At 67.1% G+C, this 13,207-nt stretch carries 15 protein-coding genes and 1 pseudogene; 6 read left to right on the top strand and 10 right to left on the bottom strand.

The window, feature by feature from the left end:
- From AQY21_RS28295 to AQY21_RS00940, 3 genes and pseudogenes are all read right to left on the bottom strand, one after another.
- Positions 1 to 147 (bottom strand): annotated as a pseudogene (locus AQY21_RS28295) (IS481 family transposase); the annotation flags it as partial.
- A gap of 79 nt (positions 148 to 226) precedes the next feature.
- Positions 227 to 958, bottom strand: a complete 732-nt coding sequence (locus AQY21_RS27150) for an IS5 family transposase (protein ID WP_152988034.1) — start codon at positions 956 to 958, stop codon at positions 227 to 229.
- A gap of 98 nt (positions 959 to 1,056) precedes the next feature.
- Complete coding sequence (locus AQY21_RS00940) at positions 1,057 to 1,761, bottom strand: VIT family protein (protein ID WP_058096030.1); 705 nt, start codon at positions 1,759 to 1,761, stop codon at positions 1,057 to 1,059.
- Between the two features lie 124 nt (positions 1,762 to 1,885).
- Between AQY21_RS00940 and AQY21_RS00935 the strand changes: the two genes are divergently transcribed.
- Together AQY21_RS00935 and AQY21_RS00930 are read left to right on the top strand one after the other, a co-directional pair.
- The gene (locus tag AQY21_RS00935) at positions 1,886 to 3,331 is read left to right on the top strand and encodes an aldehyde dehydrogenase family protein (protein ID WP_058096029.1); all 1,446 of its coding nucleotides are present in this window, start codon (positions 1,886 to 1,888) and stop codon (positions 3,329 to 3,331) included.
- Positions 3,332 to 3,344: 13 nt separating this feature from the next.
- The gene (locus AQY21_RS00930) at positions 3,345 to 4,088 is read left to right on the top strand and encodes an SDR family oxidoreductase (RefSeq protein ID WP_058096028.1); all 744 of its coding nucleotides are present in this window, start codon (positions 3,345 to 3,347) and stop codon (positions 4,086 to 4,088) included.
- Between the two features lie 14 nt (positions 4,089 to 4,102).
- Here the strand turns inward: AQY21_RS00930 and AQY21_RS00925 are convergent, their stop codons facing one another.
- Genes AQY21_RS00925 through AQY21_RS00910 form a run of 4 tightly spaced genes read right to left on the bottom strand, consistent with a single transcriptional unit; the run spans position 4,103 to position 7,557 of the window.
- A complete protein-coding gene (locus AQY21_RS00925; RefSeq protein ID WP_058096027.1) occupies positions 4,103 to 4,933 on the bottom strand; it encodes a metal ABC transporter permease in 831 nt (276 codons plus the stop codon).
- Positions 4,933 to 5,793 (bottom strand): metal ABC transporter permease, encoded by an 861-nt coding sequence (locus AQY21_RS00920; protein WP_058096026.1) that lies wholly within the window; start codon positions 5,791 to 5,793, stop codon positions 4,933 to 4,935. Before AQY21_RS00920 ends, AQY21_RS00925 begins: the two co-directional genes overlap by 1 nt.
- Positions 5,790 to 6,659, bottom strand: coding sequence for a manganese/iron ABC transporter ATP-binding protein (locus AQY21_RS00915; RefSeq protein ID WP_058096025.1), 870 nt, complete (start codon positions 6,657 to 6,659; stop codon positions 5,790 to 5,792). The genes AQY21_RS00920 and AQY21_RS00915 overlap by 4 nt, the downstream gene beginning before the upstream one ends.
- Positions 6,652 to 7,557, bottom strand: coding sequence for a metal ABC transporter substrate-binding protein (locus AQY21_RS00910; protein WP_058096024.1), 906 nt, complete (start codon positions 7,555 to 7,557; stop codon positions 6,652 to 6,654). The genes AQY21_RS00915 and AQY21_RS00910 overlap by 8 nt, the downstream gene beginning before the upstream one ends.
- 105 nt (positions 7,558 to 7,662) lie before the next feature.
- Here AQY21_RS00910 and AQY21_RS00905 point away from each other — a divergent pair, with 105 nt between their 5' ends.
- Positions 7,663 to 8,085, top strand: coding sequence for a Fur family transcriptional regulator (locus AQY21_RS00905; protein ID WP_058096023.1), 423 nt, complete (start codon positions 7,663 to 7,665; stop codon positions 8,083 to 8,085).
- Positions 8,082 to 8,441, top strand: coding sequence for a YigZ family protein (locus AQY21_RS00900; RefSeq protein WP_203416309.1), 360 nt, complete (start codon positions 8,082 to 8,084; stop codon positions 8,439 to 8,441). Before AQY21_RS00905 ends, AQY21_RS00900 begins: the two co-directional genes overlap by 4 nt.
- On the opposite strand, the gene AQY21_RS00895 is transcribed toward AQY21_RS00900, so the two are convergent.
- The 3 genes from AQY21_RS00895 to pth are packed head-to-tail and all read right to left on the bottom strand — an operon-like array spanning position 8,438 to position 10,570.
- Positions 8,438 to 8,812, bottom strand: coding sequence for a DUF2237 family protein (locus AQY21_RS00895; protein WP_058096022.1), 375 nt, complete (start codon positions 8,810 to 8,812; stop codon positions 8,438 to 8,440). The genes AQY21_RS00900 and AQY21_RS00895 overlap by 4 nt on opposite strands.
- Position 8,813: 1 nt before the next feature.
- Entirely contained in the window at positions 8,814 to 9,866 is a 1,053-nt protein-coding gene (locus AQY21_RS00890) for a DUF2332 domain-containing protein (RefSeq protein ID WP_058096021.1), read from the bottom strand.
- Complete coding sequence (gene pth, locus AQY21_RS00885) at positions 9,863 to 10,570, bottom strand: aminoacyl-tRNA hydrolase (protein ID WP_058096020.1); 708 nt, start codon at positions 10,568 to 10,570, stop codon at positions 9,863 to 9,865. The genes AQY21_RS00890 and pth overlap by 4 nt, the downstream gene beginning before the upstream one ends.
- Before the next feature lie 195 nt (positions 10,571 to 10,765).
- Here pth and AQY21_RS00880 point away from each other — a divergent pair, with 195 nt between their 5' ends.
- Both AQY21_RS00880 and clpX read left to right on the top strand, forming a co-directional pair.
- Positions 10,766 to 11,395, top strand: a complete 630-nt coding sequence (locus tag AQY21_RS00880) for an ATP-dependent Clp protease proteolytic subunit (RefSeq protein WP_058096019.1) — start codon at positions 10,766 to 10,768, stop codon at positions 11,393 to 11,395.
- 162 nt (positions 11,396 to 11,557) lie between these two features.
- Positions 11,558 to 12,823: an ATP-dependent Clp protease ATP-binding subunit ClpX gene (gene clpX / locus AQY21_RS00875; RefSeq protein ID WP_058096018.1), complete on the top strand. Its 1,266-nt coding sequence runs from the start codon at positions 11,558 to 11,560 to the stop codon at positions 12,821 to 12,823.
- Positions 12,824 to 13,207 lie beyond the last annotated feature (384 nt).

Below are 13,207 nucleotides of genomic sequence, written 5' to 3'. Positions count from 1 at the left end.
CACCGAGGTCCGCTTCTTCCATTTGGCCACCGTCTTCTGGTTGATCCCGTAGCGCTTCGACAGCGCTCTCAGGCTCTCTTGACTATTTTGTATTGCTCGACGGATTGCCTCTGTCGTCGTGGCGCTCCCATGAAGAATCTGTCCCATAGCGCATCCCTCCAAGCTTGGGAAAACAATGCACCATCAAATGCCGGGATCAAACACCTAGGGTCAGTCCCCATAAACATCAGATCCAGAAGATGAGGATGGCTGCGAGGATGATGGCGTTGAGGAAGATGTCACCGCATCGCTCATAGCGGGTAACAATGCCGCGCCAGTCCTTCAGGCGGCCGAAGGCATTCTCGATGCGATATCGCTTCCGGTAGAGCCGCTTGTTGTATCTGGCCGGTTTCTTGCGCTTCTTCCGAGGCGGGATGCAGGGGCGGATGCCACGGTCCTTGAGGCCATCGCGCAACCAGTCGGCATCATACGCCTTGTCGCCCAGGAAACGCTTAGCTGTTGGCAGATGGCGCAAAAGCACGAGTGCGCCACGACTGTCGGCCATCTGACCGGGAGATAGAAGGAAGTCCAGTGGCCGGCCCTTGCCGTCGCTGAGCATGTGCAGCTTGGAGTTTAGGCCGCCTTTCGTGCGTCCGATCGCCCGTGGACGATCCCCTTTTTTCGGAGACTGGCCGCGGTGCGCCTTCAGGAATGTGCTGTCCATCATCAGGGTATCTCCCTGAGCGCCTGGCTGCGCCAGTTCCTGAAATATCCTGGCGAAGATGCCCATCCGGGACCAGCGGGCGAACCGGTTATACAGGGTCTTGTAGGGGCCATGGACCGCTGGCGCATCTTGCCAGCGAAGCCCATACCGTTTGACGTAGATGATGCCGCTCAGTACCTTGCAGTCGTCGGATCGGGCTCGCCCTCGGACCTTGGGAAAGAAGGGCTGAATGCGCCGCATCTGCTCCGCGCTCAGCCAGAAGTATCTTTTATTGCTCTAGTTCATAGCCAGCGTGAATCAGTCAACACGCTGGCATGCAAGAAGAATGTATGAAGAATGTATGGGGACTGAGCCTAGACCGCCACGCCGAAGATCTTGCCGATCGCGGCGGTGACCGCCAGAGCGAAGATGCCGCCCAGGATCACCCGCAGCACCGCCCGGCCGGGCGGTGCGCCGCCGGCCCAGGCCCCCAGCGCGCCCAGCACCCCCAGCGCCACCACCACCGCGACCAGGACGCTGGCGATGACCGCGCCGCCCGGCGCCAGGACCGCGGCCAGCAGCGGCACCGCCGCCGCGATGCTGAAGGTCGCGGCCGAGGCCAGCGCCGCTTGCAGCGGATTGGCGTTCGAAGCCTCGCTGAGCCCCAGCTCGTCGCGCACATGCGCGGCCAGCGCGTCATGTTCGGTCACTTCGCGCGCCGCCTGCAAGGCGGTGCCGGGGGTCATGCCGCGCGACTCGTAGATGGCGGCCAGTTCGTGCAGTTCTTCCTCGGGCATCTCGCGCAGGGCTTCGTGTTCGCGGGCGATATCGGCGCGCTCGGTATCCGATTGCGAACTGACCGAGACATATTCGCCCATGGCCATGGACATCGCCCCCGCCACCAGCCCGGCCAGCCCGGCGATCAGGATCGCCTCGCGCCCCGGATCGGCCGCCGCCACCCCGACGATCAGCGCCCCGACCGAGACGATGCCGTCATTCGCGCCCAGCACCGAGGCGCGCAGCCAGCCCATGCGGCTGACGTAATGCGGATCGTCGGGATGGGCGCTGGGTTGGGTCATGTCGGGCCTCGGCTGCTGTTTCGGGGCCAGATTAACGGCCCGGACCGCATTTGCCAGCCTTGCGTCCCGCCTTCGGCACCGTCACGCTGCTGCCGGACGAATCCCGCCGAAAAGGAGGCAAGACATGCAGCACGCCCCGACCCTGCCGCCGGCGCGGAACCTGATCGGCGGCGGCTGGCGGCCGGCCGCCTCGGGACGCGAGATGCCGATGATCTCGCCCATCGACGGCCGGCCCTTTGCCGCCATCGCCGATTCCGGCCCCGAGGACGTGGATGCGGCGATCCGTGCCGCCCGTGCCGCTTTCGAGGGCGACTGGGGCCGGTTGACCGCCGCCGAGCGCGGCCGGCTGATGCTGCGCCTGGCCCAGCGCATAGAGGCCGAGGCGGAAGCGCTCGCACGGCTGGAAACCCGCGACAACGGCAAGCCCATCGCCCAGTCGCGCGCCGACATGGCGGCGCTGGCGCGCTATTTCGAATATTACGGCGGTGCGGCGGACAAGCTGCATGGCGAGGTGATCCCGTTCCTGAACGGCTATGACGTGATGGCGCTGCGCGAGCCGCATGGCGTGACCGGCCATATCATCCCCTGGAACTATCCGGTGCAGATCTTCGGCCGCTCGGTCGGTGCGGCGCTGGCCATGGGCAATGCGACGGTGACCAAGCCGGCCGAGGATGCCTGCCTGACCATCCTGCGCATCGGCGAACTTGCGGGTGAGGCCGGCTTTCCGGCCGGCGCCATCAACATCGTCACCGGGCGCGGCGCGGTGGCGGGGCAGGCGCTGGCCGAGCATCCCGGCGTCGATTTCATCAGCTTCACCGGCTCGCCCGAGGTCGGGCAAGCCATCCAGATCGCGGCGGCGCGCAATCACATCCCCTGCACACTGGAGCTGGGCGGAAAGTCGCCGCAGATCGTCTTTCACGACGCCGATCTGGAGGCGGCGGCCCCGGTCATCGTCAACGCCATCGTGCAGAACGGCGGCCAGACCTGCTCGGCCGGATCGCGCGTGCTGATCCAGCGCGGCATCTGGGAGCGGCTGACGGCGATGCTGGCCGAACGCTTCGGCGCGGTGGTGGCCGGTCCGGCCGAGGGCGCGCTGCTGGGCCCGCTGATCTCGGCCCGGCAGAAGGCGCGGGTCGAGCGTTACATCGCCGAAGCCGCAGCCCCGCTGATCGCGCGGGGCACCGTGGCTAGGGACGCGCCCTCGGCCGGCTTCTATGTCGCGCCGGCGCTGTTCGGGCCGGTCGATCCCGCAAGCCCGCTGGCGCAGGAGGAGATTTTCGGCCCGGTGCTGGCCGCCATCCCCTTCGACACCGAGGCCGAGGCCGTCGCCATCGCCAACGGCACCGAATACGGGCTGGTCGCCGGCATCTGGACCCGCGACGGCGACCGGCAGGCGCGCATGGCGCGGGCCATGCGCTGCGGGCAGGTCTTCATCAACGGCTATGGCGCCGGGGGCGGGATCGAGCTGCCTTTCGGCGGGGTACGCAAATCCGGCCATGGGCGCGAAAAGGGCTTCGTTGCCCTTTACGAATTCTCGCGGCTGAAAACCGTCGTTCATCGTTTCGCATAAAAGGGGGAGAAATATGCGGCTTCAGGGCAAGACGGCATTGGTAACGGGCGGAGGTTCGGGCTTCGGGCGCGGCATCGCCGAAACCTTCGCGCGCGAGGGCGCGCGCGTGGCGGTGCTGGACATCAATGCCGAAACCGCCGGGGCGGTGGCCTCGGGCATCGACGGGCTCGCCATCGCCTGCGACGTGAGCCAGGGCGGCCAGGTCCGGGCGGCGGTGGAGAAGGCGCGCGAGCGCTTCGGCAGCCTCGACATCGTGGTGAACAATGCCGGCTGGACCACGCCGAACGGCCCCTTGCTGGACACGGACGAGGCGGCGTTCCGCAAGATCTACGACATCAACGTGCTGTCGATCTTTCACATGACCCATGCCGTGCTGCCGCATTGGCGCGAGCGGGGGCGGGGGGTGATGATCAATGTCAGCTCGACCGCCGGCATCCGGCCGCGTCCGGGGCTGAGCTGGTATAATTCCTCGAAAGGCGCGGTGAATACCCTGACCCGCAGTCTGGCGGCGGAACTGGCGCCCGAGGGCATCCGCGTGAACGCCATCGCCCCGGTGATGGGCGAGACCGGGATGCTGGAGCGGTTCATGGGCTGCGAGGACACGCCCGAGAACCGCGCCCGCTTCCTTGCCACCATCCCGCTGGGCCGGCTGTCGCAGCCGCGCGACATCGCCAATGCGGCGCTTTACCTCGCCTCGGACGAGGCCGACTTCATCACCGGCGTCATCCTCGAGGTCGATGGCGGACGGACGGTCTAGTCCGTCCCCTTTGACTAGCCTGCGCCCTGCGCCCGCCGCGTGGCGATGTTGCGCCACAGGAAGGCCAGCACGAACAGCGCCGTCAGCACCAGCACGATGGTCGGTGCGGGCGCGCTGTTCAGCCAGAAGCTGGCCCAGACCCCGCTGACCGCGGCGAATGCCGCGACCCCGACCGAGGTGGCCAGCATGACCGGCAGCCGCCGCGTGACCAGGAAGGCCACGGCGCCCGGTGCGATCAGCAGCGCCACGGCCAGGATGATGCCGACCGCGCTGAGCATGGCGACCACGGTGGCCGATATCATGGCCAGCAGCCCGTAGTTCAGCACGGTCAGCGCCAGCCCCGAGACCCGCGCCTGCACCGGGTCGAAGGCCAAGAGCGCGAAGTCGCGCCATTTCAGGATCAGCGCCAGCCCGACCAGCGCCGAGATGCTGCCCGCCAGACGCAGGTCCTCGGGACCGACGCCCAGCATGTTGCCGAACAGGATATGGTCCAGGTGCAGGTCGGTCTGGATGGCGGTGTAAAGCACCACCCCCAGCCCGAACATGCCCGACATGACGACGCCCAGCACGGTATCGGCCTTGACGCGGCTGTTGTCCTGCAACCAGCCGGTCAGGGCGGCGCAGCTTATGCCGGCAAGAAAGGCGCCCAGGATCAGCGGCAGGCCCGCGACATAGGCCAGGACCACGCCGGGCAGCACGGCATGGCTGACCGCATCGCCCATCAGCGACCAGCCCTTGAGCACCAGGAAGCAGGATAGAAGCCCGGCGGGCAGGGCGATCATCAGCCCGATCAGCGCCGCATCGCGCATGAAGGGAAAGGCAAGCGGCATCGTCAGCCAGTCCATCACGCGGCCTCCTTCACTGCGGCGCGGGCGCGGCGGCGGGCGGCGAGAAGCCCGTGCTTCGGCGCCAGCAGAAAGACGGCCAGGAAGATCGCGGTTTGCAGGCAGACGATCACCCCCCCGGTCGCGCCGTCGAGGAAGAACGAGACATAGGCGCCAAGCGCCGAGGTGAGCGAGCCGATCGCCACCGAGATCAGGATCAGCCGCGGAAAGCGGTCGGTCAGCAGATAGGCGGTGGCGCCCGGCGTCACCACCAGCGCGACGACCAGGAAGGCGCCGACGGTCTGCATCGCCGCGACCGTGCAGGCCGAAAGCAGGGTGAAGAACAGCACCTTCAGCGCCTGCGGGTTCAGCCCGACGGTGCGGGCATGGCTTTCGTCGAAGAACACCACCATCAGGTCGCGCCATTTCGCCGCCAGGATCAGCAGAGAGATGCCGCCGATCAGCGCCAGTTGCAGCGTGTCGCCCGGCGTGATCGCCAGGATGTTGCCCATGGTGATGGTCTGCACGCTGACCGCCATCGGGTTGAGCGAGACCATGAACAACCCCAGCCCGAAGAAGCCGGTGAAGATCAGCCCGATGATCGCGTCTTCCTTGAGGCCGGTGCGCTTGTTCAGGAACAGCATGGTCAGCGCGGCGAGCCCGCCCGACAGGAACGCCCCCAGCGCGAAGGGCAGGCCCAGCATGTAGGCGCCGGCGACGCCCGGCACGATGGAATGGCTCAGCGCGTCGCCGATCAGCGACCAGCCCTTGAGCATCAGATAGGCCGACAGGAAGGCGCAGACCCCGCCGACCAGCGCCGAGACCCAGATCGCGTCGGTCATGTAGCTGTATTCGAAGGGCACCAGCAGCGTGCGGATCATTTCGGCACCGCCTCTTCCTCGCGGGCGCTGCGCTGCTTGTCGTCGTAAAAGACCAGCGGCCGCTCGTCGTCCGACAGCACGGTCAGCGCGCGGGGATCGTCGTCGTCGTGCAGATGCCGCCCGCCCAGCACGAAATGGCGCAGCACGCCGCCGAAGGCCAGGCGGAGGTTCTCGGGCGTAAAGACCTCGGCCGTCGGGCCATAGGCCAGCACGGTGTTCTTCACCAGCACCACCCGGTCGCAATATTCCGGCACCGAGCCGAGGTCGTGCGTCGAGACCAGCATGACCCGGCCCTCGTCCCGCATCCCTTGCAACAACGCGATGATCGCGGATTCGGTCTTGACGTCCACGCCGGTAAAGGGCTCGTCGAGCAGGATCACCGAGGCGCCCTGCGCCAGTGCCCGGGCCAGGAAGACGCGCTTCTTCTGGCCGCCTGAAAGTTCGCCGATCTGGCGGTGGCGGAAGTCCTGCATGTTCACGCGGGCCAGCGCCTCGTCCACGGCGCGGCGGTCCTCGGGCCGCGCCCGGCGCAGGAATCCCATGTGGCCGTAGCGGCCCATCATCACCACGTCCTCGACCAGCACCGGGAAGGTCCAGTCCACCTCCTCGGCCTGCGGGACATAGGCGATCAGATTGCGGCGCAGCGCCTGCGGCACGGTCATGCCCAGCACCCGCACCTTGCCGGCGGCGGCCGGGACGAAACCCATCAGCGCCTTGAACAGCGTGGATTTCCCTGAGCCGTTCACCCCCACCAGCGCCGTGACCGAGCTTTGCGGCACGGTGAAGCTGGCATCCCGCAGCGCCGTGAAGCCGTTGCGATAGGCCACCGTCAGATTGGATACCTCGATGCCGGGGGCGTCAGGCATCGGACAGCCCCCTGACGATGGTTTCCGAGGTCACGCGCAGCAGGTCCAGATAGGTCGGCACCGGCCCGTCCGGCTCGGACAGGCTGTCGACGTACAGCACGCCGCCATAGCGCGCCCCGGTCTCGGCCGCGATCTGCTTGGCCGGGCGGTCCGAGACGGTGCTTTCCGAAAACACCACCGGGATCTGGTGCTGCTTGATCGCATCGACCACGCGCCGCACCTGCTGGGGCGTGCCCTGGGCATCGGCGTTGATCGGCCACAGGAACAGCTCGCGCAGGCCGAAATCCCGCGCCAGATAGGAAAACGCCCCTTCCGAGGTCACCAGCCAGCGCCGTTCTTCTGGCAGGGCGCGGGCGGCGTCGCGCAACGGCCCGATGGTGCGGGCGATCTCGCCCTTGTAGCGGCCGGCATTGGCGCGATAGTCGCCGGTGCCCTCGGGATCGGCCTGCGACAGCGCGGCGGCGATGTTGTCCACATAGACCAGCGCCGTATCCAGCGCCATCCAGGCATGCGGGTTGGGCTTGCCGTCGTAATGCCCGCCCGAGATCGGCATCGGCTCGATCCCCTCGGTCAGCGTGGCCGAGGGCAGCTCGCCCAGATTGCGCAGGAACTGCTCGAACCACAGCTCGAGGTTCAGCCCGTTGCGCAGGATCAGGCTGGCGTCGCGCGCGCCGATCAGGTCGCTGGGCGTCGGCTCGTAATTGTGGATCTCGGCCCCCGGCTTGGTGATCGAGACCACCTCGGCCCGGTCGCCCGCTACGTTGCGGGCCATGTCGGCGATGATGGTGAAGGTGGTCGCCACCTTGAGCCTGCCCGCCTGCGCCCGGGCCGCTCCCGGTAGGATCGCCGGGGCGGCAAGCCCGGCAAGGGCCGTGGTGAGGAATGTTCTGCGCTTCATGATCCGATTCTGCTGCTCTGGGCCTCGTTCTGCCGCCGTTATCTGCGAATGGTTCTCAACTGTCAAGCCAGTTGCAATTTCTTCGCATCTGGGCCAGAAAACCGCATGGAGATCGAGACCCGCGCCCAGTCCTTCGAGGACGCGCTGCGCCGTGCGGGCGTGCGCATTACCCGCCAGCGGGCGGCGCTGCTGCGGGTGCTGGCGGCGGCCGAGGATCATCCCGACGCGACGCAGTTGCATCAGCGGGCGACCGCTGCGGGGGCCGGGGTATCGCTGGCGACGGTCTATCGCACGCTTTCCGCGCTCGAGGCGCAGGGCGTGATCCTGAAGCTGGAATTCGAGGGCGAGCCGGCGCGGTTCGAACCCGCCGACGGCACCCATCACGATCATATGATCGACGTCGAGACCGGCGAGGTCATGGAATTCGTCAACGAGCGCATCGAGCGGTTGCAGGCCGAGATCGCCGCCGAGATGGGCTATGAGATCGTCCGCCACCGGCTGGAGCTTTACGTCCGGCGCCGCCGATGAGCCTGACCGTCTTTGACAAGATCATCTCGGATCGCGGTTCGCGCTATGCCGTCTCGGGCGGGCCGGCACGGACCCGGGCCGAGGCCGAGGCGCTGCTGGCCGAGTTGCGGGGCAACAAGCGTTTCGCCAAGGCCACCCACAACAGCTGGGCTGCGATCCTGTCGGGCGAGGCGGTGCGCGACGACGACGGCGAAAGCGGGGCAAGCCAGATCATCCTGCAAATGCTGGAACGCGCCGGGCTGACCGATCACGTGGTGATCGTGACGCGCTGGTATGGCGGCAAGCATCTGGGCGGCGACCGCTTCCGCCATGTCGTCGATGCCGTGCGGCACTATCTGGCGCAGAGCGGGCGCTAGCCCTCGCGCCCGACCGCATGGGCGTGCAGCAGTTCCAGCGGCACGATCTCCAGCGTGCGGGCATGGGTGGCCTCCAGCACCACTTCGGGCGCGGCGAATTCCTGTGCCGCTTGCAGGAAGCGCGCCGCGCAAAGGCACCAGCGGTCGCCCGGCCTCAACCCCGGAAAGCGGAACTCGGGCCGCGGCGTGCTGAGGTCGTTGCCCAGGTATTTCGACAAGGCCAGGAACTCCGCCGTCACGATCACGCAGACGGTGTGGCGGCCGCGATCCTCGGGTCCGGTATTGCAGCAGCCGTCGCGGAAGAAGCCGGTCAGCGGCGCGGTCGAGCAGGTCTCCAGCCTGCCGCCAAGGACGTTCAGCGCGGGGTCCATGTCAGGTCTCCTTCGGCTGCCAGTCGATCCAGCGGGCATGGAAATCCGCCCGGCCGAGGCTCCATTCACGCAGCGCGCCGCCGGTCCAGAGCCGCAGGACCAGCGCCGCACCCTTGCCGCCATCGGCCTCCATCGACAGATGCGCCAAGGGGCGTTCGGGGCTGGCTTTCGCCCCGGCGGCCCGCAGCGCGGCCTCGATGCGCTCCCGCGTGGCGGCAGGAAAATATTGCGCCGCAACGGTGTGATAGACAAGCCTGCCATGCCCACAAGGCTCGGCCAGGCGTGCCGGCAGCCAGTCGCCGGCATCGCCGCGATCCACCTGCGGCGGATGGCGTGCGGCCAGCGCCAAGGCCGCCTGCATCCGCTCCAGCCGCGCACGCTGGTCCGCCCAGATATAGGAGAGCAGCCGCAACCCGTCCCGCGCCGGATCGAGCGGATTCAGGTCCACACCGCGCGCCGCGCCGATCTCCAGCGCGGCATGGGCCGGGGCGGTGCCGCGCCATTCCGGGCTCAGCCAGACACCGGGCTCGCTTCCCTCCAGCAAGGGCGGCTGATATTCCGCCGTTTTGACAAGATGATAGCGCGGAAAATTCAGGTTCAGTCCAGCACTGGCGCCCAGTTCCAACAGATCGAAGCGGCGCCCGCCCAATAAGCTCCCGAGAAACCAGCACCCCGCGATCAGCACCGCGGCGCGGGCGACCTCATTGGTCTGCGGCGCATGCTCGATCCATTCTAGGATATGTGACTGATGATTTTGAATTGTTTCTGAAATCCTCTGATGAAGCGAGGCGTCGTCTGCTTCGGCATAGGCTTGCGCCAGTTCCGGGTCGCGTCCGCTCAGCACCAGCGCGTGCAGCGCGCCGCACAGCCGCAGCGGCACCGAGTCGGCGCGATGGCTGGGATCGCCCGGCCATGTCCGCACTCGCCACGCCAGGGCGCTGTCATCGCCCGCCAGAATCGGCGCCAGTTGCTCGCAGATCCGGGCCGTGAGCGGCGAGCCGAGCGCGCGGCAGGCTTCCGCCTGCAAGGCGAAGGCCTCGCGCCAGGTCGTCACCGGAACCGCTCGGTCAGCGCCCTGAGCCGGTCAGAAAGGCTGGGCGGCTCGGCGGCGGGATCGTTGGCGGGTTTCGCTGCGGGCTCCCTCGGCGATCCCTTGCCGGGATTGTCGGGTCGCGCGCCGCTGTTGCGCGCCGGCGCCACCCGTGCTGCGACGGCGTTCATGAAGCGCGCATCGTCGCCCGCGGCCAGCGCCGCCGCCCCGTCCGAGATGCCGCGCAGCAGGTCGTCCAGCCCCGCCTGTTCGGCCTTGGCGAAATCCGACAGCACATAGCCGGCGACGCGGTCCTTGTCGCCGGGATGGCCGATGCCGATGCGCAGCCGGCGATAGCCCTCGCCGATATGCTGGTGCAGCGAGCGCAGCCCGTTATGCCCGGCATGTCCGCCGCCGGTCTTGAGCCGCACCTTGCCGGGGGCGAGATCCAGCTCGTCATGCAGCACGATCACGTCCTGGGGCGCGAGCTTCAGATAGCGCATCGCCTCGCCCACCGATTGGCCGGACAGGTTCATGAAGGTCGCGGGCTTGAGCAGGGTGACGCGCGTCTCGCCCAGCCGCCCCTCGGCGATCTCGCCCTGAAAGCGGGCGCGCCAGGGCGAAAACCCGTGGTCGCCGGCGATGCGATCCACCGCCATGAAGCCCACATTGTGCCGGTTCGCGGCGTATTTCGCGCCCGGATTGCCCAGGCCGACGATCAGTTTCATGCGTTTCTCCGTCGATCGGGCGCCAGATTACCGGTGCGGCCGGAAAGGGGCAAATTTTATCGCTCTCTTGTCCTCGCGGCCTGGCGTTACTAAGACTCTGTCAACCTTTCGCGCCTAAGAGCGGTCAAACGGGACAAGGCCCTTGGGACGAATCGCGAAACGGCAGGCCAGGCAGGGACAAAAGCAAGGACAGACATGCACGATCCGGCAGAATTCTACATGAACACGCTCGTCCCCATGGTCGTCGAACAGACCAGCCGTGGCGAACGTGCCTATGACATCTTCTCGCGCCTGCTGAAGGAACGGATCATCTTCCTGTCCGGCCCGGTGCATGACGGCATGGCGACGCTGATCTCGGCGCAGCTTTTGTTCCTCGAGGCGGAAAACCCGACCAAGGACATCAGCATGTATATCAACAGCCCCGGCGGCGTCGTGACCGCGGGCCTGTCGATCTATGACACGATGCAATACATCAAGCCGCGCGTCTCGACGCTGGTGGTGGGGCAGGCGGCCTCTATGGGCTCGCTGCTCTTGTGCGCCGGCCAGCCGGGGCAGCGTTTCTCGCTCCCCAACAGCCGCATCATGGTCCACCAGCCCTCGGGCGGTTTCCAGGGCCAGGCGACCGACATCCTGATCCATGCGCGCGAGACCGAAAAGCTCAAGCGGCGTCTGAACGAGATCTATGTCGCCCATACCGGCCGCACCCTTGAGGAGGTCGAGGAGGCGCTGGAGCGCGACCGCTTCATGTCGCCCCAGGAGGCCAAGGACTGGGGCCTGATCGACGAGATTCTGGTGGCGCGCGGCAAGGCCGAGCCGAGCAAGTGATAACGGCTGCGGGAAGCTGCCGGGGCTGGCGTTTTGGGGATTGTGACGGGGCGGGGTGGCTCGTAACATGATGCGCGACGCATGGCGTGGTCTGCCCACGTCCGAAACAGGCGGTCGTCCGGCGCTTTTGCCGGGCCTCCGGGGCAATACGAGGATCAACTGATGGCCAATCCGACCGGCGGCGACAGCAAGAACACGCTCTATTGCAGCTTCTGCGGCAAGAGCCAGCATGAGGTGCGCAAGCTGATTGCCGGTCCGACCGTGTTCATTTGCGATGAATGCGTCGAACTCTGCATGGACATCATCCGCGAGGAGACCAAGTCCTCGGCGTTGAAATCCGGCGACGGCGTGCCCACCCCGCGCGAGATCTGCAATGTGCTGGATGACTATGTCATCGGCCAGGAACATGCCAAGCGCGTGCTTTCTGTCGCGGTGCACAACCATTACAAGCGGCTGAACCACAGCTCCAAGACCGATATCGAACTGGCGAAGTCGAACATCCTGCTGATCGGCCCGACCGGCTGCGGCAAGACGCTGCTGGCGCAGACGCTGGCCCGCATCCTGGACGTGCCCTTCACCATGGCCGATGCGACCACGCTGACCGAGGCCGGCTATGTCGGCGAGGATGTCGAGAACATCATCCTCAAGCTCCTGCAAGCGTCGGAATACAATGTCGAGCGGGCGCAGCGCGGCATCGTCTATATCGACGAGGTCGACAAGATCACCCGCAAGTCCGACAATCCCTCGATCACCCGCGACGTCTCGGGCGAGGGGGTGCAGCAGGCGCTGCTGAAGATCATGGAGGGCACGGTCGCCTCGGTGCCCCCGCAGGGTGGGCGCAAGCATCCGCAGCAGGAGTTCCTCCAGGTCGACACGACCAACATCCTGTTCATCTGCGGCGGGGCCTTTGCCGGGCTCGACCGGATCATCGCGCAGCGCAACAAGGGCACGGCGATGGGTTTCGGCGCCGCGGTCAAGGAAAACGACGACAAGGGCGTGGGCGAGTTGTTCAAGCAACTCGAACCCGAGGATCTGCTGAAATTCGGCCTGATCCCGGAATTCGTCGGCCGTCTGCCGGTGATCGCCACGCTGGGCGACTTGGACGAGCAGGCGCTGATCACCATCCTGACCCAGCCCAAGAACGCGCTGGTCAAGCAGTATCAGCGGCTGTTCGATCTGGAAGGCGTGAAGCTGACCTTCACCGAGGATGCGCTGGTGGCCATCGCCCGCCGTGCCATCAAGCGCAAGACCGGCGCGCGGGGCCTGCGCTCGATCATGGAGGATATCCTGCTGGATACCATGTTCGACCTGCCCGGCATGAACAGCGTCGAGGAGGTGGTGGTCAATGAGGAGGCGGTGGACAATCCCGCGGCCAAGCCTTTGCTGATCCACACCGATTCGAAAAAGGAAACCGCGACCGCAGGCTAGGCCGCGTGCCGCAGGGAAGCGGCTGGCCCGTCCGCGGCCGTCCATGCGGAACTGCGAGGACAGGCGGGGCTTTCAGAAGCCGGGCGGCACGACTGGCAACCGGCGCGGGGGTCGCGGCTTGCCTGCCGCGCCCTCCTGTGGTCGCCGTCAGCCCGTCCCGAAAGACGATCGCTGCTGCCCGGCGCAGGACCGTTAAGGCCCTTGCAGTCCTGGCCCCGCTGCGGGGATCGGCGCTGCTGCGGTCCGGATTTGTCCTCGATCGGTGTTTGGGTCCCTGGGACGCGTTCCTGCCGAAGGAGTGCTGCTCCCCTTGTCCGGGAACGGCTCGGGTTTTCGGCTGTTCTGGCGCAGGTGGCTTGGCGGTCCGTGCCCCGAACCTGCGTC

The sequence above is a fragment of the Paracoccus sp. MKU1 genome, assembly GCF_001447385.1.
Lineage (GTDB): Bacteria > Pseudomonadota > Alphaproteobacteria > Rhodobacterales > Rhodobacteraceae > Paracoccus.
The sequence above is the reverse complement of the archived record's forward strand: the minus strand, read 5'-3'. Positions and strand labels throughout refer to the sequence as shown.

Bases quoted from the DNA above. Each gene is read 5' to 3' on its own strand.
- AQY21_RS00940 (WP_058096030.1), bottom strand. From the start codon at position 1,761: ATGACCCAACCCAGCGCCCATCCCGACGATCCGCATTACGTCAGCCGC.
- AQY21_RS00935 (WP_058096029.1), top strand. From the start codon at position 1,886: ATGCAGCACGCCCCGACCCTGCCGCCGGCGCGGAACCTGATCGGCGGC.
- AQY21_RS00930 (WP_058096028.1), top strand. From the start codon at position 3,345: ATGCGGCTTCAGGGCAAGACGGCATTGGTAACGGGCGGAGGTTCGGGC.
- AQY21_RS00925 (WP_058096027.1), bottom strand. From the start codon at position 4,933: ATGGACTGGCTGACGATGCCGCTTGCCTTTCCCTTCATGCGCGATGCG.
- AQY21_RS00920 (WP_058096026.1), bottom strand. From the start codon at position 5,793: ATGATCCGCACGCTGCTGGTGCCCTTCGAATACAGCTACATGACCGAC.
- AQY21_RS00915 (WP_058096025.1), bottom strand. From the start codon at position 6,659: ATGCCTGACGCCCCCGGCATCGAGGTATCCAATCTGACGGTGGCCTAT.
- AQY21_RS00910 (WP_058096024.1), bottom strand. From the start codon at position 7,557: ATGAAGCGCAGAACATTCCTCACCACGGCCCTTGCCGGGCTTGCCGCC.
- AQY21_RS00905 (WP_058096023.1), top strand. From the start codon at position 7,663: ATGGAGATCGAGACCCGCGCCCAGTCCTTCGAGGACGCGCTGCGCCGT.
- AQY21_RS00900 (WP_203416309.1), top strand. From the start codon at position 8,082: ATGAGCCTGACCGTCTTTGACAAGATCATCTCGGATCGCGGTTCGCGC.
- AQY21_RS00895 (WP_058096022.1), bottom strand. From the start codon at position 8,812: ATGGACCCCGCGCTGAACGTCCTTGGCGGCAGGCTGGAGACCTGCTCG.
- pth (WP_058096020.1), bottom strand. From the start codon at position 10,570: ATGAAACTGATCGTCGGCCTGGGCAATCCGGGCGCGAAATACGCCGCG.
- AQY21_RS00880 (WP_058096019.1), top strand. From the start codon at position 10,766: ATGCACGATCCGGCAGAATTCTACATGAACACGCTCGTCCCCATGGTC.
- clpX (WP_058096018.1), top strand. From the start codon at position 11,558: ATGGCCAATCCGACCGGCGGCGACAGCAAGAACACGCTCTATTGCAGC.